We start from the raw sequence: 26,161 nt of genomic DNA, 5'->3' as shown, positions 1-26,161 counted from the left end.
TTGTTAATTTGTAATTAATTGTTTGTCAGACTTAAATATACAAAATAATTCGGTGATTACCAACTTTTAAAGATACTTTCTTATCCCGAACTCACGTAATAGTTGCATCCAATGGTACAACCTATCACAAGATTCATGTTTTTTATAAGGGATTTTATGCAGACACTCATAATACAATTGTTTCTCCATCTTCAGGAATAATCAAGCGGTTCATATCTATTCCGTGATGTATGGCTTCGTTACGCAGAATTGCCCGTGTAGTCTGCCCATGATCGGTAGCTTCCATGTGGACGGCTATTAGTTTGATGTGTATGGGAAGTTCATCAAGCATTGTCATAACTTCTTGCTCGTCGGGAATAATGGAACCTTCTGTCCGAGAAAATTCAGGGAATATGGCGCCTCCACTATTCACTATGATGTAATCGGGAAAAAATTGTTCAATGGCCTGACGGATACACTCCTCCCACTTGCAATCACTCATTATATAAATAGTAGGGAAACCACGCGCGGTAAGTACATAGCCAGATACCGGGCCCATCATTTCTCCAATCTGTCCGAATCCATGGTGTCCTTGGATACGATGAATGGTTAAAACTCCAATCGTTTTGTCTGTTTCAATACTCTCTACATTTGTAAAACCATCCTGCATAATGTTTACTTTATCCTGCGGTTGTGTCAGAAACAAGATATCCTGCGGTAAATGCTGTTTCACTGTCGGATCATAATGGTCAATATGGTTATGTGTCAGCAACACCATATCCACACCATTCGTAATCTCATTCATCGGCATCGTAAGGTGTACTCTTGGTGTCTTATACACACCGAGAGCTGACTGCAAGGTACCTTTTTCGGCAAGCATGGGGTCAAGAAGAATCTCTTTCCCAGCATAACGGATTCTCAATGTAGCATTGCGGATCAATCGAATTGTAACTTTTCCTTCCATATAATTTGTTGTATTAATCTCAGTCGCAAAGTTCGGTAAAACAAATCGGATGAATTATGCTTTAAAAACTGGAATATATGCCATTTTGATAAATGGAAATAGTATATTTGCTCAAAAACGAAATCTATGGATAAAATCGTCAATCCTGAACGTTTAGTCAGCGTTCCTTTTAGCAAGACACGTTGTGGTGTGGATTTTTATATCAACTCAGGTCACAGTAACGATATATGTGGTGTCCTGACAGAAAATCGGGTGTTTAAAACAGACTTTTTTAGCTTTCATTTTTTTCGTAAAGCCAATGGGTATCTGCTACTGAATTTCCGAAAATTTGAATTGCATACCAATATGGTACTACTCCTCTCACCGCATCAGCAGCAGGAATGGCATGTGGATGAAGCAGCACTGGATTACTCTTTTCTCATATTCCGCGAGGATTTTATGCGTACATTCATAGCGGACAAGTTTTTTGTGTATCGCTTGTTGTATTATTATCAGACCGACACTCCTCCCTATCTGTTTGCTTCGCCGGAAAGCATGGCGGAATATATTCGTCTTTTAGGAATCATAAAGCAGGAGCTTCTACATCCTGTTTCCGATACTTATAATCTCATTGTATCTGTACTTTACTATTTATTAGTAATTATCAACCGGGCATATGCTGCCACTTACCGGTTACCAATTGACATTCCTAAAAACAATTATGCATTCCAGTTTAAAGACTTGCTGGAAAAGAATATCCGTACGAAGCAGCGGGTACAGGAATATGCGGATATGCTTCGTGTGAGCCGTATTACGTTAAACAGTTCCGTGATGAGTCAATTCGGCGTATCAGCCAATCATCTGCTCAAGCAACGTCTATTGGAAGAATTGAAAAATGAGTTACTATTTTCTAACCGCAATGTGAATCAGCTGGCCGAAGAATTTCATTTCTCCGATCCTAGTCATCTGATGCGTTTCTTTAAACGTGAAACGGGAAAGACTTTTATGCAATATTTACGCGACTACCAAAATGGAATATACGAATGAAAACTGACAGATTGGAAAGCTTACAGATTGGTCATTCCCATACCAAAGATGGAGATTTTAAAATTAAATGTGAAGTTATAAACGATAAAATGTAAAAGTTTCATTTTCACATCGTCATCCTTTTCAATCTTACCATAATTGCCCTTGGTGATCTGATAACGCCTCTGAATTATGTAAGATACAGAAGGGGTTAGTCTGTGGTCCCAAATATTGTTCGTAGAAACTCAGAACTAACAGCTTCAGGGTTAAATACAGATTGACGCTGCATTCTCCTTTACATGATTCTGTTACGGTACATGATTTTACCTGCAAAATAACACTGTAACCGTCTAAACAGTCTAAATCACCTGTTCGATTGCGATAGAAGGATATGTACAGAACATAGTCCCAACATTTCTGTTCTGCTTCCGTCAGATCCATGTCGTTTTCTGTATATACTTCCAAATTGTTTCCAAGATTCCGAAGTATGTCCGCAGCTATATCAGCCATATTTTCCCTGTCGGAAATAATAAAAATCTTCATATCATGTGTCTTTAATATTATTAAAGCAACATCCGACAGTCAGCATATACGCCAACGGCCGGATGTCTTTCTTTTTTCCGGTAGTAACGTCTTAGTCACTACAACCGCAACTGCATTTGATGTGTTCCTTATATTCACCCGAATAGATAATTGCACCTTCCGGGCATAAGTTTCCGCAACCATGACACCCGTCAATACATCCTTCACGGTACACAACCACCGGACGGCCGTTCTCAACATCATAAACGCCATGCTCGCATTTGTTGTAGCAGGCAAGGCAGCCGATACATTTATCCTCATCAATAAGAGGAAACCATTCTTTACTCATATAACCCGATTTTTCTAATTATTCGATTAAAACTTTATCTTGTCCGAAGTCACTCAAAAAGAAACTATTCTTTTTTCTTTCTCCATATTCTTATTTCTTAGCAGTTACCGCTACAAGAGCATTTCGGCAGTTCTTCCTTTCTGATTTCTGTGATGTAGAAACGGGCAAAGGCATTTCTGATTTCGTCACGTACACGGCGGAACTCCGAGTCGATGAACTCCGGCGTGCCTGTAGCATGTGAAGGATCGTCAAAGCCGATGTGCATACGTTTACCAACCTTTCCTGTAAAGGCAGGACAGCTTTCATTGGCACCACCGCAAACGGTTATTACATAATCCCATTCCTGATCAAGATAAGTGTTTACGTGTGTAGGTACATGAGAACTGATGTCTATTCCTGCTTCCTTCATCACTTCCACTGCCTTGGCATTTACCTGGGCTGCCGGTTCGGTTCCACCTGAATATACTTCTAAACTTTTGTCGAACGACTGTAAGAAGCCGTGAGCCATCTGGCTGCGGCAGCTGTTTCCTGTACAAAGAATCAATACTTTCATTTATTTTGTTTTTTATTGGTTTGACTTAAAATTTTACTTGAATACCTTTTTCAATTCGTCAGCCGGTATATATCCGACATGCCTGTATATTTCCTTTCCCTGACTATCGAGAATGACCTGTGTCGGTATAGTCTGTATCTCAAAATAATCCGCCCAGTCTTTGTTCCATTTCTTTGAAAGGTTGATGAAACGTACATTTACCTTTCCTTCGAAATCTTTCCGGATGGTTTCCATTTCTTTTTCCATCTTCTTACAGGGCGCACATCCTATAGCTCCAAACTCCAGGAATGTATAACCGTAATCCGTTCCGTCTGACAATGGATAGCTGAAATAAATACGTATACTGTCTGCTATATTGACTACAGGAACATTCTTTACTACCTGACCATTCTCCGTCATATCTGTTTCACAGACCTCTTCCCGGCTTTTCCCATTTCCTGGCTTGCATCCTGTAACAAGCAGCAGCATTGCTACGGACATCAACAAATATTTCATAAGCGTTTCCATTTTATCATATCTTACATTCCACACTCAGGAGAAGATAATTCTCGCGTCTTCCGTTCCTGGCTTTCCAGCTCTGATAGTTCGGTGAAATTCTTACCTGTCTGATGGGAGAATATTCAAAACCACCGATAATCGTGTGTCCTTCACTGACATTACCTGTCTTTTCACCTGCCGCATCCAGAAGGTCAAAACGTCCGAACAGATGCATTTTGCGTGCTATATTTACGGTCGTGTAAACTGAATAACCGTTCACGTCTGTTCCGGATGAGAACTTATAGTTGAATGCCCGGTTATATTCAGCTCCAAGTGAAAACCAGCTGTTGTTGTATCCGGCAAAAGCCGCTACCGAATACTGGTCTTTCTGAACGCCTGTATCCGTTTTCAGATACTCCGGTGTGTTGTATATATCACCGTATATCCTGAACATGAACCCTTTTGCCGGTTTCAATGTGATGCCGGCACCGTACTTATACTTGTTGTCCATATTCTTGAATTTCCGTCCTTCACCATTTGTCAATGCCAGATCAGCCGATATAAGCGGCGAGAACTCATAGCCTGCCACAACACCTATATCTTCACAGAAGACTATACCGTATTCTTCCTGAAAGGACTTGAATATATATCTGTGTCCCCAAAAGTTCTCCTGCTCTGAAAACTGCCTCAGGTTTACCAGTCCGGCAGACACGAAAAATCCGTTTCCTTTCCAGTCTATCTGTGCGTTCTTCAGATATCCGTTGAACTTTGTATTCCCGTTTTCATCGGCCACCGTTTCCACATTCATGAGAATCTTTGCGGAAAAACCTTTGGCAAAGAACCCTTCATAACCGACAAACGCACGGTCAAGGTTGAATCCGCTGTTTTCATTCTTGTGTCCAAGCCCGGCCTTGTAGTTGGAGAAAAGCGTAAGCACAGGTTTCCCTGAAAATGCCTTTTCACCATCCTGTGCTACTGCGGGCTGGAGAGAAATGGCAGTCAGCATAACCGCAGGCCACCACCTCTTTAATTGTTTTCCAATCATCATCAGTCCTTTACAGTATATAATTAAACAGATAGCCGGACAAAATGATGAAGAATGCAACCGTTCCGAAGAATATGCCGATAAGCCTCCATGTCATTACTTTCTTCAGCAGGGTGGCTTCCGGCAAGGAAAGGCCAACGACCGCCATCATGAAGGCTATCGCGGTTCCCATAGGAATACCTTTTGCCACAAACACCTCGATGACAGGCACGATACCTGCGGCATTAGCATACATCGGTACGGCAAGTATGACAGAAAGAGGAACCGCATACCAGTTGTCTTTCGACATGTATTGCTGGAAGAAGCCTTCCGGCACAAAACCATGCATGAAGGCACCGATACCGATACCAATCAGGATGTATATAAGCACACCGCTGACAATCTTCCAGGCATCACGGACAATGGTTGGGAGTCGTTTGATAAAGGTGGTACGGTTCTTTTCCCATTCATCGGCCTGGGCAGACGAATTGGCCTGTATCTGCTTTACCCAGTCACTCAGATAAGGAGCCAGACGCATACGTCCAAGTACGAAACCTCCTATTACTCCCAACAGAATCCCGCTGATGACGTAAATCAGTGTCACTTTCAGACCGAATGAACCGAGAAACATGGCTACAGCTACCTCATTCACCAAAGGCGATGTAATCAGAAAGGCGAAAGTGACACCCAAAGGAATGCCGCCTTTGACAAATCCGATGAACAAAGGTATGGATGAACATGAGCAGAACGGAGTGATAGCTCCAAAGATTGATGCCAATAAGTACTGCAAGCCGTACATCTTGTGCGTAACCAGATAGTTTCTCAGACGCTCTATCGGGAAATAGGCATTGATAATTCCCATCAATACACTGATGAAGAACAAAAGGATTAAAATCTTTATAGTATCATAAAAGAAGAAGTTTACGGCAACTCCTATCGGCGTTTCGGCACTCAGTCCGAAAAGGCCGTAAACAAGCCAGTCTGCAAATTCCTGTATCATAATGTATATTTTTTATTCGTCTAAATACGAACATCGTTCCTGTCAAAAAAGCGGCAGATGCCATAACGGTTGTATCTGCCGCTTATGGTTAAATAATTCTCCCTATCAGATACCAAGAAGTTTCTTTACATCACTTTCTGTCGGCACCTGTCCTTTCATTTTCACTACTTCGTCAATAACAACAGCAGGTGTAGTCATAATGTTGTAATTCATCATTTCCATGATGTCGTCCACCTTGGTCAGTTTTGCATCGATATTGTTTTCTTTCAATACTTTCTCAATTACATTATAGGTTGATTTACATTTGGCACAACCCGGACCTAATACTTTAATTTCCATTTTCGTAATTATTTTATTTGTTATCAGATTTGTTTTATAAATACATTATCCAGCTATAATAGATACCGATGATGATGAATACCACACCAACAATAAGGTTCATCCATTTCTGCACTTTCTGCATCTTGCCGTAAAAACTTCCTATCTGTTGAACACTGAAAGCAAGAATCCATGCAACGGCAAGTACAGGCAGAGCTGTGGCAATGGCGAATACCACCGGCATCAGATAACCGGCTGTAGCTGTAGCTGACATCGGTATCAGCATACCGAAATAAAACACACCGCTTGTCGGACAGAAAGCCAAAGCAAACAATATTCCAATCAGCAGGGCACCCCATCCGCCTTTTCTGGCGAGACCTTCCGCATTTCCGTTAAACCCAAATTTCGGAAGATTAAGTTTGTCACCAAAGAGCATGAACAGGCCTATTACAAGCAGAAGCGGACCAAGAACGAGTTCCCCCCATGTTCCGATAGTCTTCTGAATACCAAACATGCTGGAGCCTTCTTTCAGAATCATAATCAGTACCACTCCGAGCAGGGTATATGAAAGAGCACGTCCCAACGTATAAAGCAGACCGTTCCGGAAAATACGTTTCCTGTTTTCTACGTCTTTTCCGATAAATCCGATGGCCGCTATATTTGTTGCAAGCGGACAAGGTGATAGTGCGGTCAGCAGTCCGAGTAAGAATGCCGTAAGAACGGGAGTAGAGCTGTTATCCAGCAATGTCTGTAACCAATCCATAGCCCTCTATATTATTTCAACATTTCATTTACAGATTCCACTACACCTGCCTTGAATACATCCGGTGACTTACGGGCGTTTCCGAAAGCAAATTCTGTCATATTCTCAGATGTTTCCTGTCCGTTCTTATATTTAACGACAAACAGTGATGACCAGGTTACCTCATACTTTTCAGCTATCTTTTCATTTTCTTTCTTGCTGATGTCTATTACTTTAAAAACCACTTCACCTTTTTTCATTTGTTCAGCAAAACTTTCTTCCATTGCTGCTTTTGTATTGCTTTCGATAGCCATACAGGTTGCGCAACGCTGCTTTCCATGAAAATACAATACTTCTACATGGTCTTTTACTGTTACTTCTTTCTGAGCCTGTACTTCAGTTCCGTTCTTTGCATTCATGTTGCAAGAGATAAAGGCGAAACATACAGCAATTAAGAATAAAATCTTTTTCATGTCTTTCTATTTTTATTGTTAGTTATTCGCAAAACCACGAACTTTTCTTCCTAAAAAAAAGAGCTTACTTGCAGCAGCTCTCTTTCTTACATATAGGTTGGCCAAGAAAATCTGCAAACATCTTTTTTGCCGTTTCCCAGTTTTCCCTGTTGATACAGTATTTTACTTTCAGTGTTTCTATTTCCCCTTGGATAAGTCCGGCTTCTTTCAGCTCTTTCAGATGCTGAGATACCGTAGCTTTTGCTATAGGAAGTTCCTCATGAATATCACCAAAAAAGCAAGATTCCTGAGATGCCAGGAACTGGAGTATAGCTATACGTGCCGGATGCCCCATCGCTTTTGCAAAACGGGCTAACTTCTCCTGCTCTTCTGTATACTTCTTTTTTATCATTTCTATTCCTCTTTCTGTTTGTTGTTCGCAAAAGTACGAATAGCCATTAAATTAATCAAATGAATTATCATATTTTAATCTTTAAAACACTTGTTATACCATCCCGACTAAAGTTTACGACCATCTGCTTCCGGCACAGAGAAGAACAAACCTTCAGGATGGTAAGTCCATTTTTGCAACGGACATGAAAAGGTCCCAATGGTAAACAGTTTGATTCATACATAAAAGTCAATGCCAATAGCGGACAGATTCAGCTCTTTCAGGAAAGCCCGGACATACGCCGCAATACCTTACAGCATGCTTCCCAAACAGACAATACCCAGCGACAGAAGCAAAAGAAAGAGCCAAGCAGGCTGTCTGACCTGAACGGAATTCAAACAAATAAATCATCAACTACTAAAAGAAGAAAAAACATGAATGAGACCAATTATCATATCTACAAGGCAAAACAAATTTCTTTTGTCGCTACAAATCTAATTTATTTACCACAAGATGAATCTATGCAAAACACTGATAAATAATGAAATAGAATCATATTCGTGGGACTTTTTTTAGGGGCTAAAAAAGTCCCACGAATAAGTCCTTTCTGTCTTTCCGAAAACTACCTTATTCTGCATAGTAAAAAACAAAAAAAGTTCTGAAAACCAATTGATTTTCAGAACTTTTCTACCTTTTTGCATTAATGTATTGTACACCCTCAGGGATTCGAACCCTGGACCCACTGATTAAGAGTCAGTTGCTCTACCAACTGAGCTAAGAGTGCATTGAGAGGTTCCTGGCGGATTCGAACCGCCGTACACGGTTTTGCAGACCGCTGACTAAGCCACTCATCCAAGGAACCATTGTTTCTCGCAACCGTTATTCTCAATTGCGATGCAAAGGTACAACATTTTTTGAAACAAACAATACCTTACGACAAAAAAATATAAAAAAAGCCAACCTTTTTTCTTCAAATATTTGCTTTATAAACAACCTCAATGTTCTTTTGATACCCTGATATTACAGATAAGAGTATAAATATCAACCAAATAAACATCCCTCCCTATCACACCATGCGTGCAATAAGGAGGGATGAAAAAAAAATAGAAGGGAAATAAAATAATTCTCGATTTTCAAGAAATTATGTAAACAGAATCTTTATGAAACTATTTTTTTCGTTCATATTCCAAGCTGGCCATGATAAAAGGCCCTATTGCCTTTCCTTCATTATTTACAATAGTTACATCACTTCCACATAAATAATAACTTGCAGACCCGTCTCGAGATGGATCCTTTGCCGGTCCCAAGCCTGCAGAACGGCAGCTTTGATTCAGATTAATCGTTCCATCAGAATTTTGAGTCACGAAAGTTTTCAGAAGTCCCTGATATGCCTTTTCCGCAACATCTTTGTAAGTTTCCGGAAGAATTCCTAAACGAATACCTTTCAAATAAGCATAAGTAAACATGCTCGAAGCAGAAGACTCCAGATAATTGGCTATACCACACTCTCCCACATACGAATTACCATATTGAAGAAGCTGATACCATACACCACTGTCTTTATCCTGCCAACGCTTCAATCCCTTTGCCACGGTATTAGTCAGAGCGACCAACTCTTTATAATCAGGATGATTTTTCGGCATAATCTCCAAGACATCTACCAAAGCTGCAAAATACCATCCCATACCACGCCCCCAGAACTCTTTCGAACATCCCTTATAAGGTTCCGATTTATTTGCCCAGAAAGAATTGACATCTTCCGGATTGGCAGACCAGGCATGATAGAAAAGCTGTTTGTCTGCATCGTATGTATGACGGGCAACCGTCTTGAACTGGTGAGCGATATCAGCCCACGCCTGTACATTATCAGGATCAAAATTAGCCTGCCATTCAGCATAAGACGCAGCTCCCATATAAATACCGTCCAGCCACATCTGGTCCGGATAGATATCTTTGTGGAAGAAACATCCTTTTGCATCTCCCGACTGAATACGTGAATAATCATTTACCAGATAGTCGTGCAGAAAGTCTGCCGCTTTTTTATAACGGTCGGCATTATGAGTACCATTCTTTTTATCTAAGGTCATTTCATGCTTATATAAAGCAAAAAGCACCTTTCCCGAATTTATATTATCGATATTTCCTTTTTTGAAATTCTTAAAGGTACCGTCCGGATTAATTGCATTGTCGGCATATTCCTTTGCCCACTGATAATAATTGCCGGTCCAGTCAGCATACTGATACTGTTCGCATAAATTAAGAAGAGATTTTGCCACAAGACCATTGACATAATCCCACGATTTTCCATGCGTCCACTGCTTGCCTTGCGACTGTGCCATTTCCTGCGAATAACGTGTTTGTGCTTCTCCCGTTAATGATGCCATAAACAGACATACGGATAAAAATAGTGTTTTCATGTTTTATTGATTTTGGAATAAATAATAGTTTTCCCGTTATGAAAAAAGGTCGGCTGAATAATCAGTCGACCTTTTGCGAGGTTCCTGGCGGATTCGAACCGCCGTACACGGTTTTGCAGACCGCTGACTAAGCCACTCATCCAAGGAACCATTTCCTAAAAGCAATCGTTTTGTCCCGATTGCGATGCAAAGGTATAACTAATTTTCGATTCTGCAATACCCAAAGCTCATTTTTTTGAATTTTCATAACCTCGGCAATACTCCTTCTTTGCAATGGGACAACCCGAACATCCACAGTTGCAACCACTTGACACAGCTTTTTCCCTTCTGAAAAATTTCAGAAAATGTTTCCCTGTATATAACACACAGAGAAACATAATCACATAAATTATTACATCTTGTACATTCATATTACCTTAATTTATATAAACAGACTTCCGACCTGATGCACCAAAAAAGCCACAACCCAAGCCAGCAGAGTTGTATAACATATCGTAAACGCGGCCCATTTCCAACTACCCGATTCATTTTTAATGGCAGCAACTGTAGCTACACAAGGGAAGTAAATCAGGATGAACAGCATATAACCGTATGCAACTAACGGTGTAATCGGAATACGGTCTGAAAGATCTACCGAATTAATATCATCATCATTCGTATAAAGGACTCCGAGCGAACTTACAATAAGCTCTTTGGCACCAATACCGGACAGAAGACCAATCCCCATCTTCCAGTCGAATCCCAAAGGCTCAATAGCCGGTTCAATAGCCTTTCCTATCTGACCGATATAAGAGTTCTCCTGTTGTTCTGCTGTCGTAGAATAGGCATTATGATTCGGATAATATCCCAAGAACCAGATAATAATAGAGGCCACCATAATAACTCCCCCCATCTTCTTTAAGTACTGTGCACCTTTTTCCCACGTATGACGAAGTACAGACTTGAGAGTCGGCATACGATAAGGAGGAAGTTCCATCACAAACGGAGCATCATCACCTTTTACAATAAAACGACTAAAAATACGTGCCATCAGCACTGCCAGCAGAATACCTATTACATAAATAGACAATAATACCAGACTTGCTTTCGATGGGAAGAAAGCTCCGATCATAACCAGATAAATAGGCAATCGGGCACTACATGAGATAAGCGGATTAATCAATATCGTTACCAGGCGAGATTTACGGCTTTCAATAATGCGCGATGCCATGATGGCAGGTACATTACAGCCAAATCCCATAATTAACGGAATGAACGACTTACCGTGCAGTCCCATCTTATGCATGATCTTATCCATGATAAATGCCGCACGTGCCATATATCCTGAGTCTTCCATAAACGAAATGAAGATATACAGCAGCAAGATATTAGGCAGGAACACGATAACGCCCCCTACTCCTCCGATTATACCGTCTACAATCAAGTCCTTAACAGGCCCTGCCGGCATGAAGTTCTCGGCCAATGAAGCAATCTGTGCAACAATCCATTCTATCCATCCCTTCGGATACTCCCCGAAGACAAAGGTGCATTCAAACATCAGATAAAGAAAGACGAAAAAAATAGGGAATCCCCAAATTTTGTGCGTCACTATACTGTCGACGATACGAGTAAACATCTCCGTATCCTGATTCTTTTCCGTAAAAGTTTCTTTCAGCGCTCCGGTGATAAATCCATATTTGGCATCGGCAATGGCCTGCTCACTATCCTCATTCATCGACAGGCGTATCCTTTCTGCCTCCTTATCACGAATTCTCATCACTTCCTTCCCGTTGGGCAAAGTCGATATTACACGCTGTTCGATGTCCTTATCATTTTCCAGCAATTTAATCGCGAGGAAACGAGTAGAATACTTGTAACGTATATTTTCATCCTTACAAATTTCCTCTTTCACCGCATCAATGCTACGTTCCAGTTCCGGACCATGATTAATATGTATATGGCGGATATAACTCTTTCCATCGAATTCCTGCGTTTCCTCATCATGACTTCCATATTTATGGTCGGGAACATATTTGTCATGCCACTCCCGATATTCACGCATTGCTTCGTTTTGTATCTCCTCTTTCTGCCCCATAAAATCGGCACCTTCATACAGCCCGATTATTACATGAAACAAATTGTCGATACCCATACCCGTACGGCTGATGGTAGGAACGATAGGAACACCAAACAACTGACCGAGTTTTTTATAATCAAGCGTATTTCCACTATGCTGAAGCGCATCATACATGTTCAATGCCACAACCATCCGAACGTTCATGTCTATCAGCTGAGCAGTCAAATACAGGTTGCGTTCCAAGTTACCCGCATCGACCACATTAATTATCACATCCGGAGTTTCATCGATGATATGCTTACGAACATACAGTTCCTCAGGGCTATAAGCCGAAAGCGAATAAGTTCCCGGCAAATCTACCAGACGGAAATGATAACCCTGAAAGTCGAAATGTCCCTCCTTAGCGTCCACCGTCACGCCACTGTAATTACCAACATGCTCGTGCGAGCCGGAAGCAACATTAAAGAGTGATGTTTTTCCACAATTCGGATTGCCGACCAGTGCTACGTTTATCGTACGGCGCTTTCCACTTGCTATTTCTTTCAGTTTTGCTTCAGATACGGGAATATCTTCCGCTATCGGATTATGGAAATGCGTTTCCTGCATAGATTCGCGTGCTTCTTCTTCACTTACCACTTCAATCATAGCAGCCTCTTGCCGGCGAAGTGATATTTCGTACCCCATAATCTTATATTTGATAGGGTCTTTTAAGGGAGCATTTAAAAGGACTTCTACTGTTTTACCTTTAACAAATCCCATCTCGATAATACGACGACGAAAGCCTCCATGTCCCATTACCTTGATGATTACGCCCTTTTCTCCAGTTTGTAGTTCAGATAACCTCATGTTTGTTTTTATTTTCCGCAAAGATATATCATTGAAACATGCTATGCAAGTTATTTAGATTGTTTTTAAATAAAAGACATAAAAGCATGTTTTCGCAGCCCGTCTGCACATTGGTCCAAATGCAGAAGAGCACTTTCTACGACTTTTCCTTTTATCCGCCACTGCCACAGAGTTATATTTTTACGGTATTTTCAACATTTCCATGAATATATGATATATTTTTTAATTCCTTTGTGACAAATATTCGCCCATACAAGATTTTTCGTACTTTTGCTATCAAACAGTTTTGGCAAGTAAATCTTAAAAATCAAAATCATGCTACGGAAAATCAGAAGGATACTGGCAGCGATTTGTTTCCTGCTCATTACGCTACTCTTCGTAGACTTTACAGGCATCTTGCATCTTTGGTTCGGCTGGCTGGCCAAGATACAGTTTCTACCTGCGGTACTGGCACTCAACGCCGGAGTCATTTTATTCTTGGTTTTGCTTACATTGGTAGGCGGTCGTATTTATTGTTCGGTCATCTGTCCGTTGGGAGTCTTTCAGGACATTGTGGCGCGCATAGGCAAAGGGAAGAAAAAAATGCCCTACACCTATTCCAAGCCCAAGAACTGGCTGCGGTATGTCATGCTTATTTTGCTGGTAGTCGCTTTCATTGCCGGCATACATGCCTTTGTTGCACTGCTCGACCCGTATGGCATTTACGGACGAATGGCCAATAATGTTTTCCAGCCTGTATGGATCTGGGGCAACAACCTGCTCGCAGCCATTGCGGAACGGATAGACAGTTATACGTTTTACCGCACAGATGTATGGCTCAAAAGCCTGCCTACCTTTATTATAGCCATAGCAATGGCAGTGCTCGTCATTGTTCTGGCATGGAGAAACGGCCGCACTTACTGCAACACCATTTGTCCGGTAGGTACAATCTTGGGATTACTCTCACGCTTCTCCTTGTTCCGCATCAGTATCGACAAGGAGAAATGCAACAAGTGTACGCTGTGTGCCCGCAACTGCAAGGCATCGTGCATCGATACTGACAATTATCAGGTAGACCACAGCCGGTGTGTGGCTTGTATGAACTGTATCGGAAAATGCAAGAAAGATGCTATCCACTACCGGTTTGCTTACTCTAAAAAGGCCGAAAGTCAACCGGCTGCCCAGCCGAAAGGCGAGAACAGACGAGAGTTTCTTGCCAGCTCCCTGCTTCTGCTGACCTCTTCCATTCAGGCACAAGTTGCCGAAAAAGCTGAAAAGATCAAGATGGACGGCGGACTGGCAGACATCATCGAGAAGAAAGCGCCGAAGCGCCAGACACCGATTACTCCTCCGGGATCACAAAGCGCGCGCAACATGCAGCAGCATTGTACTGCCTGCCAGTTGTGTGTGTCGGCATGTCCCAACGAAGTCTTGCGTCCATCGCAGTCGCTCGATACATTCATGCAGCCCACAATGTCCTATGAACATGGTTACTGCCGCCCAGAATGTACCAAATGTTCGGAAGTCTGTCCCGCAGGAGCTATTCTTAAAATAGACAAAGCCGAGAAATCATCCATTCAAATCGGACATGCCGTATGGGTAAAAGACTACTGCATTCCACTTACCGACAAGCAGGAATGCGGCAACTGTGCACGCCACTGTCCGGTAAATGCCATCTCCATGATTCCATCGGAAGCCGGAAATCCGGAATCGCTCAAGATTCCCGCCGTCAACACCGAGCGCTGTATCGGTTGCGGAGCCTGCGAAAACCTCTGTCCGGCACGTCCATTCAGCGCCATTTATGTGGAAGGGCACGAACATCATCGTGTGATTTAATTTATTTTTCAGGCTAACTCTTTTCAAAAATTTATAGGAAAATGGACAAACAACACAATATTAACCGCAGGGATTTTCTGAAGATTGTAGGCATCAGTACACTGGGAGCAACTGCCTCGCTTTACGGATGTTCGCCTAAAAAAGACACGGAAAAAGAAGGAAATACTCCGGTACCAATCGGTAAAATGACATACCGCAACTTTCCTCCATATAAAGATAAGGTATCTCTGTTAGGATATGGATGCATGCGCTGGCCGACACTCCCTGCCCCCGACGGCACAGGTAATGTCATCGATCAGGAAGAAGTGAACCGGCTGGTGGATTATGCCATCGAACACGGGGTGAATTATTTCGATACGGCCCCTGTATATGTGCAAGGATGGTCGGAAACTTCGACGGGTATTGCCCTGAAACGTCATCCGAGGGAAAAGTTCTTTGTTGCGACGAAGATGTCTAACTTCTCGAACTCTGACTATGACTTTGGAGTAAAGATGTACCATAATTCACTGGAGAAACTACAAGTAGATTACATCGACTACTACTTGCTTCACATGCTGGGTGCACCGGGTAAGAAAGGTCTGGAAGGACGTTTTCTCGACAACGGGCTGCTGGATTTTCTGCTGAAAGAGCGCGAAGCCGGAAGAATCAGACACTTGGGATGGTCGTTTCACGGCGTCAAGGAAGAATTCGACAAGGCACTTGCCTTGCACGACAAGGTACACTGGGATTTTGTACAGATACAGCTCAACTATTCCGACTGGAAACATGCGTCGGGCAACAACATCAATGCCGACTATCTGTACAGCGAAGTCAGCAAACGAAACATTCCGGTAGTCGTTATGGAACCGTTGCTGGGCGGACGACTCTCGAATATTCCGGAACACGTGTTCACACGTTTGAAAGAACGCAATCCTGAAGGCAGTGTAGCTTCGTGGGCTTTCCGTTTTGCCGGCTCACCCGAAAAGGTGCTGACGGTATTGAGCGGTATGACTTACATGGAACATCTGCAAGACAACATACGTACTTATTCGCCGCTTGTACCGCTGACACAGGAAGAAAAAGACTTCCTCGAAGAAACAGTCCAGCTAATGCTACGCTACCCTACCGTTCCGTGCAACGACTGCAAGTATTGTATGCCCTGCCCCTACGGCATCGATATACCTGCCATCCTCGTTCATTATAACAAGTGTGTGAACGAAGGGTATATGCCAAAGAGCAAGCTCGACGAGAATTACGCCGAGGCACGGCGCGCCTTCCTGGTAGGTTACGACCGAAGTGTTCCGAAGTTGCGTCAGGCAAGCCACTGCATCGGGTGCAGCCAGTGCGTACCTCACTGCCCGCAGTCCATCGACATACCGAAAGAACTGCACCGCATCGACCAGTATGTAGAACAGCTCAAGCAAGAAACGTTGTAACCCGATGGAAGAACTGATTGAAACATTACATACGGGAGGCTATTCGTGCGTAATAGAAAAGGAAGGAAAAATCCGTACCTTTACCCGTCGCGGAGTAGCCGACCTGTACGATTTGTATGAAAACGAGAAGGAGTTCATGCAAGGTGCCCGCATAGCCGACAAGGTTATCGGGAAAGGGGCTGCCGCCCTCATCGTGCTGGGAAAGATGAAAGAGGTATATGCCGATGTCATCAGCTCTTCAGCTCTTTCCGTATTGCGCGCAGCCGGCATCCCGACTGACTTTAAGGAAGAAACACCCTTCATCGTCAACCGTGACAAAACCGGAAGATGTCCGCTGGAAACAGCCTGCAAGGATCTGAATACTCCCGAAGAAATGTTTCCTGCCATCAAAGCGTTTGTCGCACAACTCAGAAACAAGAATCATATTTAAAACAAAGACATATCATGAAATCGACCGTAAAACTTTATTCATTGGATTACAATGAGATACAGACTTACCTGACTGCGCTGATATTCGTAGCCGGAAATGTCGTACTGCCTCAGTTGTTCCACCTCTTCCCCGCAGGAGGAACCACGTGGCTGCCCATTTATTTCTTCACGCTCATCGGTGCCTACAAATATGGATGGAAAGCCGGACTGCTGACAGCCATAGCCTCTCCGCTGGTCAACTCCTGGCTGTTCGGAATGCCCGCTCCCGCCGTGCTCCCTGCCATCTTGATGAAATCTGTACTCCTTGCCGCCGGAGCCGGATACATTGCACACCGCAGCAAACAGGTTTCCGTGCTTCTTCTGTTGCTGGTAGTAGCATTCTATCAGGTAACTGGCACGCTGGGAGAATGGCTGTTGAGCGGCAGTCTTCATACAGCACTGCAAGATTTCCGAATCGGACTGCCGGGCATGGCCTTGCAGGTGTTCGGAGGTTACCTTTTTATCAAATACCTTATATATAAATAAGGAGTACAAGCGATTACCGGCATAAAATCTGTTTACACAAACATCGCCCATATAAAGCCGTTTCAAGCAGGGAATTCCTTGTTTGAAACGGCTTCCTTCATTATTACATTCATATTACACCTCTGTTTCATTCATCGCCAAGACAGCAATCTCTTCCGGACAAATATATGGTTATGGGAGGAAAGCCCTTATTTTTGCATGCTGAACCAACCGAAAAAATCAAATGAAACAAACAGTTATTTCTATGTTACTGGCCGGATTCATATCTATTCCGGCAATAGCCCAAAGCGCTTTCGAGGAAATCAATGCCAATCCAGCACTTGCTGCCGGCAAATATTATGCCTATCAGGCACCGGAAACATCGCTCACTCCCGCCCCCGAAGGCTATACACCTTTTTATATTTCCACCTTTGCCCGCCACGGTTCACGCTACCTCACCAAAAAGAAAAAATACGACGTACCCCTGAGTATTCTGAGAGAAGCGGCACAGCGGAATCAACTTACAGCCGACGGCAAGCGTGCCCTGAGCATTATCGAAAAGCTGGCTGCGGAAGCCGAAGGCAGATACGGTGAACTGACTCCCAAAGGTGCACAGCAGCACCGGGAACTGATACAGCGTATGTACGCCAACTACCCGCAAGTATTTTCGAACGGTACGCATGTCGATGCACGGTCTACGTATAAGACACGCGCATTTCTCTCGATGGCTGCCGCATGCGTGGAACTGAAAGGACTGAATCCGCAGCTGACCATTACAACGGATGCCAGCGAACACGACGCTTATTATATAAAATATAAGAATCCGACATACGAAGAAATGCATCTGGCCAACGCCGACAGTGTATACCGTGCTGCCGACAGTGTGTATGTTCATCCGCAACGCCTGATGAAACAACTGTTTGTAGAACCAGACAGCGTAAAGAATCCCGTACAACTGATGCAGGATTTATTCGAACTCGACGATATCAGCCAGAGCAGTTACAATCAGGAAAATCTGGCTTTCCTCTTTACTGCCCGCGAACGCTACGACCTGTGGCAACGCAACAACTTTGAATGGTATTACGAAAAAGGAGCTTCTCCGCTGAGCGGCTCGTGTATGTACAAGCTGGAACGCAACCTGCTGAAGAATTTCATCGAGACAGCCGATACAGTCATCGCTTCGAAGAAAAACGGTGTAACGTTGCGTTACGGACACGATACGAACCTTGCCCCGCTGGCTGCCCTGATGGGTATCAACAAGCTGACTTGCGCCACGACCGACTGGCAGAAAATAGCCGATACTTACCGCACCTACCGGATTATCCCGATGTGTGGAAACATCCAGCTTATCTTCTTCCGCAAGCCCGGCAATGACGATATTCTGGTTAAAATCCTGCTCAACGAGCGTGAAGTCACACTGCCGGTAGATACAGACATGGCACCTTACTACCATTGGAAAGATGTATACAACTACTGGATGCAGGTAGAAAAAAACATACAACTGCCCGTAGCCGTATCCAAATCCGACGACTAAGCCGGAACAGCCCTACAGCCTGTTCTGAAGGCGTTTTCAGCTCTTAAAAAAAAGATGCTGACGTTTCACTTATTTTTTGTACAAATTTTAAAAAAACATGCCGAGGTTTTCCCTAAAACGTGCCCACGTTTTTCCGAAAACGTCGGCATGTTTTTTTTCGCCCTCTTCAGACATCAATAAAAACGTACAAAACTTCCCAAATTCCATTTTGTATTATTTTTGAAATATCGCCGAAACCACCATGAAAAACACAAGGCATACATTTGCAGCGTCAAAATAAAAAAAACAGATGAAATCAAGTTTGGTATTAGGTTTACTACTTCTTGCGACTACAAACATCCATGCAAGAGACATAAAAGGTAAAGTAACAGACGCACAGACAGGCGAGGAAATTATCGGAGCTTCCATTCTTATTAAAGAAGAGCCCGGTAAAGGTGCAGTATCGGGAATGGACGGAAGCTTTAACCTGTCGGTAGCACGTCCCAAGTATACACTGGTATGTTCCTACGTGGGATATAAGAAATGTGAAATAGAGATTGGAAGTAAGGATACAGAAATCGTCATTCCCCTGAAAAGCGACGACGTCGTACTGGAAGGTGTTACGGTGGTAGCAAGCAATCCCGGACGTACGGAAGCCGGAGCACGCGGTATCGAGCGCTCGGCCATGAACGTGGTAAACGTGATGAGTGCCAAGGCTATCGAGCTTTCACCGGATATTACAGTAGCAAACGTAATACAGCGTATGTCGGGTGTAACCATCGAACGTAACAGCAGCGGCGAAGGTCAGTACGCTATTCTTCGCGGTATGGACAAGCGTTACAACTATACACTGATAAACGGAGTAAAGATTCCGAGTCCGGACAACAAGAACCGTTTTGTTCCGCTGGACATTTTCCCGTCGGAAATGCTGGACCGACTGGAAGTAACCAAGTCGCTTACTGCAAACATGGAAGGTGATGGAATCGGTGGTGCCGTGAATCTGATTATGAAGGATGCCCCTTCCGAAAGACAGTTTACAGCAAATGTTTCAACCGGATACAACGCCATGTATTTCGACCGCGACTTCCAGTCGTTCAATCATGGAGCAATCGTCAAGCAGTCACCCTACGAACAGATGGGAAAACCGGAAGACAACCGGGTGACAATGGATAATTTCACAACCGACAATCTGCACATGACATGGAAAAAGCCATTGCCCGACCTGACAGCCGGACTGTCTTACGGCGACCGTTTCTTTCAGGACAAACTGGGTGTAATGCTTGCAGGAAGTTTCCTGAACACTTATCGAGGCAAGGAAAGTCAGTTGTATTACCAGCCGGGAACCACACACAATGGCATCGAATACCGTAACTATTCTTCCCAACAGACACGAATCGGAGCACATGCCAAACTGGACTATCAAATCAGTGCCAACCATAAACTGACATGGTACAACGGTTACATGGACATGCGCGAGGCCGAAGTTCGTGACAGTCACGACGACGAGGAAGGCTCGGTACGTATGAAATGGAACCACCAGTACATCATCAATTCTACCCTGAAGGGAGAACATGCTTTTCTGGACGACGGAGCTCTCCGCCTGAACTGGTCGGCCGTCATTTCGAAAGCTTACAGCGAAACCCCTGACAATACAGAAATCTTTATGCAAGGAAGCCATGTCCAGACCTCGGGAGCTGCTACCCGTCGGTGGGAACATAATTCCGACAAGGATAAAACGGGCTATGTAGACCTGATGTACAAACTGAAACTGGACAACGGTTCTGTATTCGACTTCTCGGCAGGAGGTATGTACCGCGACAAAAAGCGCAACAGCTTCTTCAATGAATATACGTTCAACTCTGCTACAGGAGCGAAAGATCCACAGTATCAGGGCGAGGACTGGAACAACTACGATGAAATTCTGTTTACTCCACAAAAATACGGAAACATCACCGATCCGCTGAACTATGATGCGACGGAAAAAATCGGTGCAGCCTACGGAATGGCAAAATATACTTACCGCAACTGGGAGTTCATTGCAGGAGTACGTATGGAACACACCAATCAGGGATATGTACTGGAGTTTCCTACCGATAATGCGGATCCGGAAGGCAACCAGAAATATACCGATGTACTGCCAAGTTTTCACGTAAAATACGGAGTACACAAAAATGCCAACCTGCGTTTCTCATACGCACGTTCCATCAACCGCCCGAGTTTCTTCGAAATTGTACCTTACAGCATCATTAACGAAGACTATAAGGAAAAAGGTAATCCCGACCTGAAACATACAGTAGCCGACAACATCGACTTGCGTTATGAATTCTTTCCCAAAACATCCGAACAGTTCATGGTGGGCATGTTCTATAAAAGATTGAAGAACCCGATTGAATATGGTTTGCTGAACGAGGGACAAGATACTTACTACAAACCGATGAACTTTGGTAATGCTACCAACCTGGGCGTGGAAGTAGATATCATGAAATACTTCAACTGGTTCGGAATCAAGGCAAACTATACTTACACACATTCTTCCATCACCACAAACAAGCGTATCATGGAAGGCAATGACGTAAAGAGTATTTCACAGACCCGCCCGCTGTTCGGACAGGCTGCCCACGTAGCCAATCTGTCCCTGCTCTTCAAGAGTACCAAATACGGCTGGGAAGGACAAATCGCCGGAAGCTATACAGGAAAACGCCTGAGCGATATTTCCAACTGGTACAACGATGATATCTGGGAAGACGGTTACATGCAACTGGATGCTTCCGTTGAAAAGAGTTTCAAGAATGGCATCAGCATCTTTGCCAAAGCGTCCAACTTACTGGATACACCTTTGCTTCGATTCATCCAAAACAGTCCGCAAACAGAAACTGTAAAGTCAGAACGTAAAGACGGCAACGTAATCGAACGTAAGGAATGGCACGGACAATCAATCATGATAGGAATCAGATACAAATTATAACTAACTAAAGATTAAACACTAATAACAAAATTATTATTACAACATGAAACTGAAGAATTATTTATTGGCTGGAACAGCCTTGGTTGCACTGTCTTTCATGGCAGCTTGTTCGGAAGACGATACCGTTTCGAATGGAAATGACACAGAAACCCCGGAAGGAAACGGCAACGAAAGTAATGACGATGTCATTGTCTGGCCTGCTGATACAGTCGTAACGCTAACCAATCACTATACAGTTCCCGAAGGCAAGAGTCTTATCATCAAAGAAGGAGCACAGATTATCGTAAGCACAGACGGAGTTGGTGCCAACCATGCTCCTGTTGAATTCACAGTAAACGGTAACCTTTATTGCGAAGGAACAGCCGAAAAACCGATTTTATTCTCTGTTCCACAAGATGAACGTACAGAAGCAAATGCCCTGGCCGGATTGTGGGGAGGTATCGTAGCTACTTCAACCTGTGCGGAAATGCTGATAGACCATACCATTATTGAATATACAGGTGGTCAGGTTATCAGTGGCTCTCCTGCTGCCAATGCAAATATCTATACAGCCGGTGACGATGCTTATCCGCAAATTACAACAGACAATATCAACGGTCACTATGTCATTACAAATTCTATTCTGCGTAACGGCTGGTCGGATGGTATCTACCTGATGGGAGGTAACGCCATCATTGCTAACAATATTTTCGCAGCCAACGGATATGATGGTGCCGAAGCAGTAAATGTTAAAGCAGGTTGTGTAGTCGATGTCGCAGGAAACGTAATGTTCAGCCCGAATACCAACGGCTTGAAGCTGTCAAGTTCTGGTCAGAGTGAAGACCGCAATATGGCAAAGATTCAGGCTTATAACAATACAATCATCAATGCCGGATGGCGCCGTGACGGAGAAAAAGGCGGATGTGTCTACGCAGAAAAGAATGCATTGGTCAATGTATTCAACAACTTGATGGTAAACTGTAAGTTCAGAGCCATGACTCCTAACTATGATCAGCCAAACAATCCGGATGAAGGATATTGCAGCCAGTCGGTTATCGACTATAATTACTATGCTTCAGGAACTCAGAAAAGTGATATTGTATTCGAAGACGAATCGGGTGTAGCTTACTCATGGGAAGGATATGCTTACAATCACAAGAACTATTATGAAGGTGTAGTAGATGCACACAGCATTATTACCAAGAGCGAAGCAGAATGTGCAGTCAATGATCCGAAATTTGTCAACTTCCCTATCAACGATGTAGCGCTGACCGATTATATCTATCAGGATGCATGGGACTTCCATGTACAAGCTGATTCTCCAGTCCTGACAGGTGCTTACGATGGAAACGATGAAGCAATGGCTCCTTATTTCGGAACAGAACGTTTGAAAGTCAACGGACAGACTTATACTTCTCCTGCTGTTGAAGCTCGTTATGGTGCTTACGGAACGAAATAATCATTTCTAATTTATAAATTAAACTTTGTCAAATAAGAAAGGTTCGGGGCTATTCCAAAGTTTCGGACCTTTTCTTTTCTAAAAAAAATCATCTTTTAGGATGCATAATTCATATTTTTTTCAGAATCTGCATCGAACTTTGCATGGTATAAAAAAACAACTTATTATGACTTCAATTAAGAAAACATTTATCACACTGTGTGTGGCTCTCGCCGCTATAAGCGGATTTGCTCAAAATGCAACAGAATGGAAAAAGCTGGAAAAGCCTGTCAATTTTATCCTGGCCAACGACTTGGGACGAAATGGTTACTATGACCAGAAACCGATAGCCGAACTGATGGGCAAAATGGCAGAAAATGTCGACATCGAATTTGTGGTAGCTGCCGGCGACGTTCACCACTTTGAAGGTGTCCGCAGCGTAAACGATCCGTTATGGATGACGAACTACGAGCTTATCTACAGCCATCCGGACCTGATGATTCCCTGGTATCCTGTATTGGGCAACCATGAATATCGTGGTAACACACAAGCTGTCATCGACTACAGCAATGTCAGTGCACGCTGGAGAATGCCCGACCGCTACTATACACGCGTAGAGGAAAATGATGGCGTGACAGTCCGCCTGGTCATGGTAGATACAGCACCCTTGCTGGATAAGTACCGCAAAGATACAGAAAAATATCCTGATGCCTGCAAACAGGACATGAACAAGGAACTGGCATGGATAGACTCAGTGCTTACAACGGCCAAGGAAGACTGGGTACTGGTAGTGGGCCATCACCCTATTTATGCAGATACAGACAAAAGTACATCCGAACGTACCGACTTGCAGAAACGTCTGGACACAGTACTCCGCAAGCATAAAAATGTAGATATATACTTATGCGGACACATACATAACTTCCAGCATGTCCGCCAGCCGAACAGTTCTATCGACTATGTTGTAAACACTTCCGGTTCACTGGGCCGTGAGGTTAAACCAATCGACGGTACAAAGTTCTGTAGCAGTGAAACCGGATTCTCACTGATAACAGCCGACAAGAAGGTACTGAACCTGCACATGATAAACAAAGACGGTAAAGTACTCTATACAGTCACAAGAAATAAATAGGCAGACGCCAGAAGCAGAAGCGGAAATTCATAATTAATATTAAAACCACAACAAAGAAAAACCCTTTTCAAGCCATCTTTTGTTCCATTTTCATAAAGGCAACATAACTTATACATACCAAGGAACAGTTTTAATGATGAATAGGGTTTTACGTTTAACTGCTTTTCTAAAAATCTGCTTGCTGAGTTTTTGCATTGCTTCGTGTAACAGAAATTTTCCAGAAAACGAAGCAATGCAAACTTCCGGCAGTCAGGTAGAATGGAATATATCGCTACAAGGCTCACGAGCCGTTATACATACTGATGGCAGCGGCCATTTCGAAGAAGGTGACACCATACTGGTATACGCACAAGACATCACCAGCGGACATTCTCAACACTATACACTGCATCTGGAAAACGGGACATGGAAACCCGATATATACTGGAAAGAGTTGGGAGAGCAGGTGGAGTTCACAGCATGGCACGTTGCTTCCATGCATCGGCTTTATGAGGCAAGCCAGATTTCATCCAATTATGTTCATACACTCGAAGCTGACCAGCAGGAAGAAGGTTACCGCCATTCCGATTTACTGGTTGCAAAAACCCGTGCCCAATCGGGAGAAAAAGTACAACTGAATTTTACTCATGCGCTAAACCGGCTGCACATCGTACTGGAAAGTAAGGATGATTCCTATCCAACGGAACAATTACAGCAAGCCGAAATTCAGATACATGCTCCTCGCCTGTTACCATTCGACTTATCAGACGGCACGCTGAATACCCCGTCCGACTATCAGTGGATTACACCTGCCCAGCAAGCGGACAATGCAAGATGGACGGCATTGCTATGTCCACAGGCGACAAATGAGTTGCGTCCGGAAGGCTGGATACGTATCCGCATAGCAGGAAAAGAAACAATTGTGCCGGTACCCGAGACACTGGAAGGAAAACCTTTTGAGGCTTTGGAAGCTGGTAAAGAAATAACTTACCGTATCAATGTACAAAAGGGAGGTACAACCGACAACTTTGCCGGAAAGACTCAATGGATATATGGGATAAAAGAGCCTGCTCCCGAACAATGGAACATAGACCATACGCAACTGAAATGGGTAAAAGACTGCGGATGGTTCGACTGCAACAAAATCGATCCATCGGACGTAACAGCCGGAGGCGACGGACTGATGTGCTGGGCTGCCGCAACATCCAACCTGATTCACTGGTGGCTGCAACAGAACCGTGAAACAGAAGCTGTCAAGGCATACAAGGGACCACGGGCTATGCCGGTCGATATGCTGCATAGTGAGATTTTCCAACTATACAAGAATCATTTCTCCAATCAGGGAAACTATCCGCTAAAGGCTATAAACTGGTTCTTCAACGGGGTATTTCACAACCGGATATATGATACTGATCCTACAGATCCGGCAGCAGGATTTTTCCGCGAACAATTGGGAACTCATTCACTGGGCAAAGAATATGTAGGAAACGACCTGACACGCGAAGGTTTCAACGCAATTATAAAGCAGGCGTTATCATCGCAACAAGGTATCTTGTTCATCATTAATTTAGGGAAAAGATGGTCGACACACGCTGTTACGCTATGGGGAGTCACCTTTGACGATGCAGGATTCGTTGATACATTATATATGGTGGACAATAACGACGGACGTTACGATACACAAGGTACTATCTGGGTTATCAAGGTGCAATACCTGCCCTACTCTGATTCGAACCCGCAACTTTATCCTTATATCCCCAACAGTCTTGGTGATTTCACTATCCGTATAGAATCACTTTGTACACTCAGTCTGGGAAAAGAATGGATAAAATAAAAAAATGCTGAAAACTGTTGGTAGATAAAAGACTATGCCGACATCAGACGTGTGGCATAGTCT

23 protein-coding genes and 3 tRNA genes are annotated in these 26,161 nt (G+C 43.5%); 10 read left to right on the top strand and 16 right to left on the bottom strand.

The genetic code is table 11. From position 1 onward, the window contains the following. Positions 1-166: 166 nt before the first annotated feature. Positions 167-943, bottom strand: a complete 777-nt coding sequence (locus ACZM60_RS01385) for an MBL fold metallo-hydrolase (RefSeq protein ID WP_489520608.1) — start codon at positions 941-943, stop codon at positions 167-169. 126 nt (positions 944-1,069) lie between these two features. Here ACZM60_RS01385 and ACZM60_RS01380 point away from each other — a divergent pair, with 126 nt between their 5' ends. Continuing rightward, positions 1,070-1,969 carry a helix-turn-helix domain-containing protein gene (locus ACZM60_RS01380; RefSeq protein ID WP_489520607.1) on the top strand — a complete coding sequence of 300 codons (900 nt, stop codon included), beginning with the start codon at positions 1,070-1,072 and terminating at the stop codon, positions 1,967-1,969. 129 nt (positions 1,970-2,098) lie between these two features. On the opposite strand, the gene ACZM60_RS01375 is transcribed toward ACZM60_RS01380, so the two are convergent. From ACZM60_RS01375 to feoB, 15 genes are all read right to left on the bottom strand, one after another. Continuing rightward, a complete protein-coding gene (locus ACZM60_RS01375) occupies positions 2,099-2,491 on the bottom strand; it encodes a hypothetical protein (RefSeq protein WP_489520606.1) in 393 nt (130 codons plus the stop codon). Positions 2,492-2,582: 91 nt separating this feature from the next. Next, the gene (locus ACZM60_RS01370) at positions 2,583-2,819 is read right to left on the bottom strand and encodes an ATP-binding protein (RefSeq protein ID WP_021970624.1); all 237 of its coding nucleotides are present in this window, start codon (positions 2,817-2,819) and stop codon (positions 2,583-2,585) included. Between the two features lie 97 nt (positions 2,820-2,916). Then, complete coding sequence (locus tag ACZM60_RS01365) at positions 2,917-3,372, bottom strand: arsenate reductase ArsC (protein ID WP_489520605.1); 456 nt, start codon at positions 3,370-3,372, stop codon at positions 2,917-2,919. Positions 3,373-3,405: 33 nt separating this feature from the next. After that, positions 3,406-3,867: a thioredoxin family protein gene (locus tag ACZM60_RS01360; protein WP_489520604.1), complete on the bottom strand. Its 462-nt coding sequence runs from the start codon at positions 3,865-3,867 to the stop codon at positions 3,406-3,408. Between the two features lie 16 nt (positions 3,868-3,883). After that, the gene (locus tag ACZM60_RS01355; protein WP_489520603.1) at positions 3,884-4,897 is read right to left on the bottom strand and encodes a hypothetical protein; all 1,014 of its coding nucleotides are present in this window, start codon (positions 4,895-4,897) and stop codon (positions 3,884-3,886) included. A gap of 7 nt (positions 4,898-4,904) precedes the next feature. After that, complete coding sequence (locus ACZM60_RS01350; RefSeq protein WP_489520602.1) at positions 4,905-5,873, bottom strand: permease; 969 nt, start codon at positions 5,871-5,873, stop codon at positions 4,905-4,907. A 105-nt stretch (positions 5,874-5,978) separates the two neighbouring features. Continuing rightward, the gene (locus ACZM60_RS01345; RefSeq protein ID WP_004326347.1) at positions 5,979-6,212 is read right to left on the bottom strand and encodes a thioredoxin family protein; all 234 of its coding nucleotides are present in this window, start codon (positions 6,210-6,212) and stop codon (positions 5,979-5,981) included. A 34-nt stretch (positions 6,213-6,246) separates the two neighbouring features. Beyond that, on the bottom strand, positions 6,247-6,954 hold the full coding sequence (locus ACZM60_RS01340) for an aromatic aminobenezylarsenical efflux permease ArsG family transporter (RefSeq protein ID WP_489520601.1): 708 nt from the start codon (positions 6,952-6,954) through the stop codon (positions 6,247-6,249). Between the two features lie 11 nt (positions 6,955-6,965). Continuing rightward, positions 6,966-7,406, bottom strand: a complete 441-nt coding sequence (locus ACZM60_RS01335; protein ID WP_489520600.1) for a nitrophenyl compound nitroreductase subunit ArsF family protein — start codon at positions 7,404-7,406, stop codon at positions 6,966-6,968. Between the two features lie 64 nt (positions 7,407-7,470). Beyond that, positions 7,471-7,797, bottom strand: a complete 327-nt coding sequence (locus tag ACZM60_RS01330) for an ArsR/SmtB family transcription factor (RefSeq protein WP_489520599.1) — start codon at positions 7,795-7,797, stop codon at positions 7,471-7,473. A 690-nt stretch (positions 7,798-8,487) separates the two neighbouring features. Further along, positions 8,488-8,560 (bottom strand) — tRNA-Lys (locus tag ACZM60_RS01325). A 6-nt stretch (positions 8,561-8,566) separates the two neighbouring features. After that, positions 8,567-8,638, bottom strand: a tRNA-Cys gene (locus ACZM60_RS01320). Between the two features lie 304 nt (positions 8,639-8,942). Beyond that, positions 8,943-10,193 (bottom strand): glycoside hydrolase family 88/105 protein, encoded by a 1,251-nt coding sequence (locus ACZM60_RS01315; protein WP_489520598.1) that lies wholly within the window; start codon positions 10,191-10,193, stop codon positions 8,943-8,945. A gap of 78 nt (positions 10,194-10,271) precedes the next feature. Then, positions 10,272-10,343, bottom strand: a tRNA-Cys gene (locus ACZM60_RS01310). Between the two features lie 271 nt (positions 10,344-10,614). Further along, on the bottom strand, positions 10,615-13,095 hold the full coding sequence (feoB, locus tag ACZM60_RS01305) for a ferrous iron transport protein B (RefSeq protein ID WP_021970636.1): 2,481 nt from the start codon (positions 13,093-13,095) through the stop codon (positions 10,615-10,617). Between the two features lie 315 nt (positions 13,096-13,410). Here feoB and ACZM60_RS01300 point away from each other — a divergent pair, with 315 nt between their 5' ends. The 9 genes from ACZM60_RS01300 (at position 13,411) to ACZM60_RS01260 (ending at position 26,098) form a co-directional block, all read left to right on the top strand. Next, entirely contained in the window at positions 13,411-14,910 is a 1,500-nt protein-coding gene (locus tag ACZM60_RS01300; RefSeq protein WP_489520597.1) for a 4Fe-4S binding protein, read from the top strand. A 41-nt stretch (positions 14,911-14,951) separates the two neighbouring features. Beyond that, positions 14,952-16,325: an aldo/keto reductase gene (locus ACZM60_RS01295; protein WP_021970045.1), complete on the top strand. Its 1,374-nt coding sequence runs from the start codon at positions 14,952-14,954 to the stop codon at positions 16,323-16,325. A 4-nt stretch (positions 16,326-16,329) separates the two neighbouring features. Beyond that, the gene (locus ACZM60_RS01290) at positions 16,330-16,755 is read left to right on the top strand and encodes a DUF1893 domain-containing protein (protein WP_489520596.1); all 426 of its coding nucleotides are present in this window, start codon (positions 16,330-16,332) and stop codon (positions 16,753-16,755) included. A gap of 14 nt (positions 16,756-16,769) precedes the next feature. Further along, complete coding sequence (locus ACZM60_RS01285) at positions 16,770-17,279, top strand: ECF transporter S component (RefSeq protein ID WP_489520595.1); 510 nt, start codon at positions 16,770-16,772, stop codon at positions 17,277-17,279. A gap of 223 nt (positions 17,280-17,502) precedes the next feature. Then, positions 17,503-18,792: a histidine-type phosphatase gene (locus ACZM60_RS01280; RefSeq protein ID WP_489520594.1), complete on the top strand. Its 1,290-nt coding sequence runs from the start codon at positions 17,503-17,505 to the stop codon at positions 18,790-18,792. A gap of 289 nt (positions 18,793-19,081) precedes the next feature. Continuing rightward, on the top strand, positions 19,082-21,736 hold the full coding sequence (locus ACZM60_RS01275; RefSeq protein ID WP_021970049.1) for a TonB-dependent receptor domain-containing protein: 2,655 nt from the start codon (positions 19,082-19,084) through the stop codon (positions 21,734-21,736). A 43-nt stretch (positions 21,737-21,779) separates the two neighbouring features. After that, positions 21,780-23,174, top strand: a complete 1,395-nt coding sequence (locus ACZM60_RS01270) for a hypothetical protein (protein ID WP_489520593.1) — start codon at positions 21,780-21,782, stop codon at positions 23,172-23,174. Positions 23,175-23,340: 166 nt separating this feature from the next. Beyond that, positions 23,341-24,285, top strand: a complete 945-nt coding sequence (locus tag ACZM60_RS01265; protein ID WP_489520592.1) for a metallophosphoesterase — start codon at positions 23,341-23,343, stop codon at positions 24,283-24,285. Between the two features lie 232 nt (positions 24,286-24,517). Continuing rightward, positions 24,518-26,098 (top strand): fimbrillin family protein, encoded by a 1,581-nt coding sequence (locus ACZM60_RS01260; RefSeq protein WP_489520591.1) that lies wholly within the window; start codon positions 24,518-24,520, stop codon positions 26,096-26,098. Positions 26,099-26,161: the final 63 nt, after the last annotated feature.

This window comes from Phocaeicola sp., from assembly GCF_057861905.1.
The sequence above is the reverse complement of the archived record's forward strand: the minus strand, read 5'-3'. Positions and strand labels throughout refer to the sequence as shown.

Coding starts and splice junctions, on each gene's coding strand:
- ACZM60_RS01385 (WP_489520608.1), bottom strand. CDS start 943: ATGGAAGGAAAAGTTACAATTCGATTGATCCGCAATGCTACATTGAGA.
- ACZM60_RS01380 (WP_489520607.1), top strand. CDS start 1,070: ATGGATAAAATCGTCAATCCTGAACGTTTAGTCAGCGTTCCTTTTAGC.
- ACZM60_RS01375 (WP_489520606.1), bottom strand. CDS start 2,491: ATGAAGATTTTTATTATTTCCGACAGGGAAAATATGGCTGATATAGCT.
- ACZM60_RS01370 (WP_021970624.1), bottom strand. CDS start 2,819: ATGAGTAAAGAATGGTTTCCTCTTATTGATGAGGATAAATGTATCGGC.
- ACZM60_RS01365 (WP_489520605.1), bottom strand. CDS start 3,372: ATGAAAGTATTGATTCTTTGTACAGGAAACAGCTGCCGCAGCCAGATG.
- ACZM60_RS01360 (WP_489520604.1), bottom strand. CDS start 3,867: ATGAAATATTTGTTGATGTCCGTAGCAATGCTGCTGCTTGTTACAGGA.
- ACZM60_RS01355 (WP_489520603.1), bottom strand. CDS start 4,897: ATGATGATTGGAAAACAATTAAAGAGGTGGTGGCCTGCGGTTATGCTG.
- ACZM60_RS01350 (WP_489520602.1), bottom strand. CDS start 5,873: ATGATACAGGAATTTGCAGACTGGCTTGTTTACGGCCTTTTCGGACTG.
- ACZM60_RS01345 (WP_004326347.1), bottom strand. CDS start 6,212: ATGGAAATTAAAGTATTAGGTCCGGGTTGTGCCAAATGTAAATCAACC.
- ACZM60_RS01340 (WP_489520601.1), bottom strand. CDS start 6,954: ATGGATTGGTTACAGACATTGCTGGATAACAGCTCTACTCCCGTTCTT.
- ACZM60_RS01335 (WP_489520600.1), bottom strand. CDS start 7,406: ATGAAAAAGATTTTATTCTTAATTGCTGTATGTTTCGCCTTTATCTCT.
- ACZM60_RS01330 (WP_489520599.1), bottom strand. CDS start 7,797: ATGATAAAAAAGAAGTATACAGAAGAGCAGGAGAAGTTAGCCCGTTTT.
- ACZM60_RS01315 (WP_489520598.1), bottom strand. CDS start 10,193: ATGAAAACACTATTTTTATCCGTATGTCTGTTTATGGCATCATTAACG.
- feoB (WP_021970636.1), bottom strand. CDS start 13,095: ATGAGGTTATCTGAACTACAAACTGGAGAAAAGGGCGTAATCATCAAG.
- ACZM60_RS01300 (WP_489520597.1), top strand. CDS start 13,411: ATGCTACGGAAAATCAGAAGGATACTGGCAGCGATTTGTTTCCTGCTC.
- ACZM60_RS01295 (WP_021970045.1), top strand. CDS start 14,952: ATGGACAAACAACACAATATTAACCGCAGGGATTTTCTGAAGATTGTA.
- ACZM60_RS01290 (WP_489520596.1), top strand. CDS start 16,330: ATGGAAGAACTGATTGAAACATTACATACGGGAGGCTATTCGTGCGTA.
- ACZM60_RS01285 (WP_489520595.1), top strand. CDS start 16,770: ATGAAATCGACCGTAAAACTTTATTCATTGGATTACAATGAGATACAG.
- ACZM60_RS01280 (WP_489520594.1), top strand. CDS start 17,503: ATGAAACAAACAGTTATTTCTATGTTACTGGCCGGATTCATATCTATT.
- ACZM60_RS01275 (WP_021970049.1), top strand. CDS start 19,082: ATGAAATCAAGTTTGGTATTAGGTTTACTACTTCTTGCGACTACAAAC.
- ACZM60_RS01270 (WP_489520593.1), top strand. CDS start 21,780: ATGAAACTGAAGAATTATTTATTGGCTGGAACAGCCTTGGTTGCACTG.
- ACZM60_RS01265 (WP_489520592.1), top strand. CDS start 23,341: ATGACTTCAATTAAGAAAACATTTATCACACTGTGTGTGGCTCTCGCC.
- ACZM60_RS01260 (WP_489520591.1), top strand. CDS start 24,518: ATGCAAACTTCCGGCAGTCAGGTAGAATGGAATATATCGCTACAAGGC.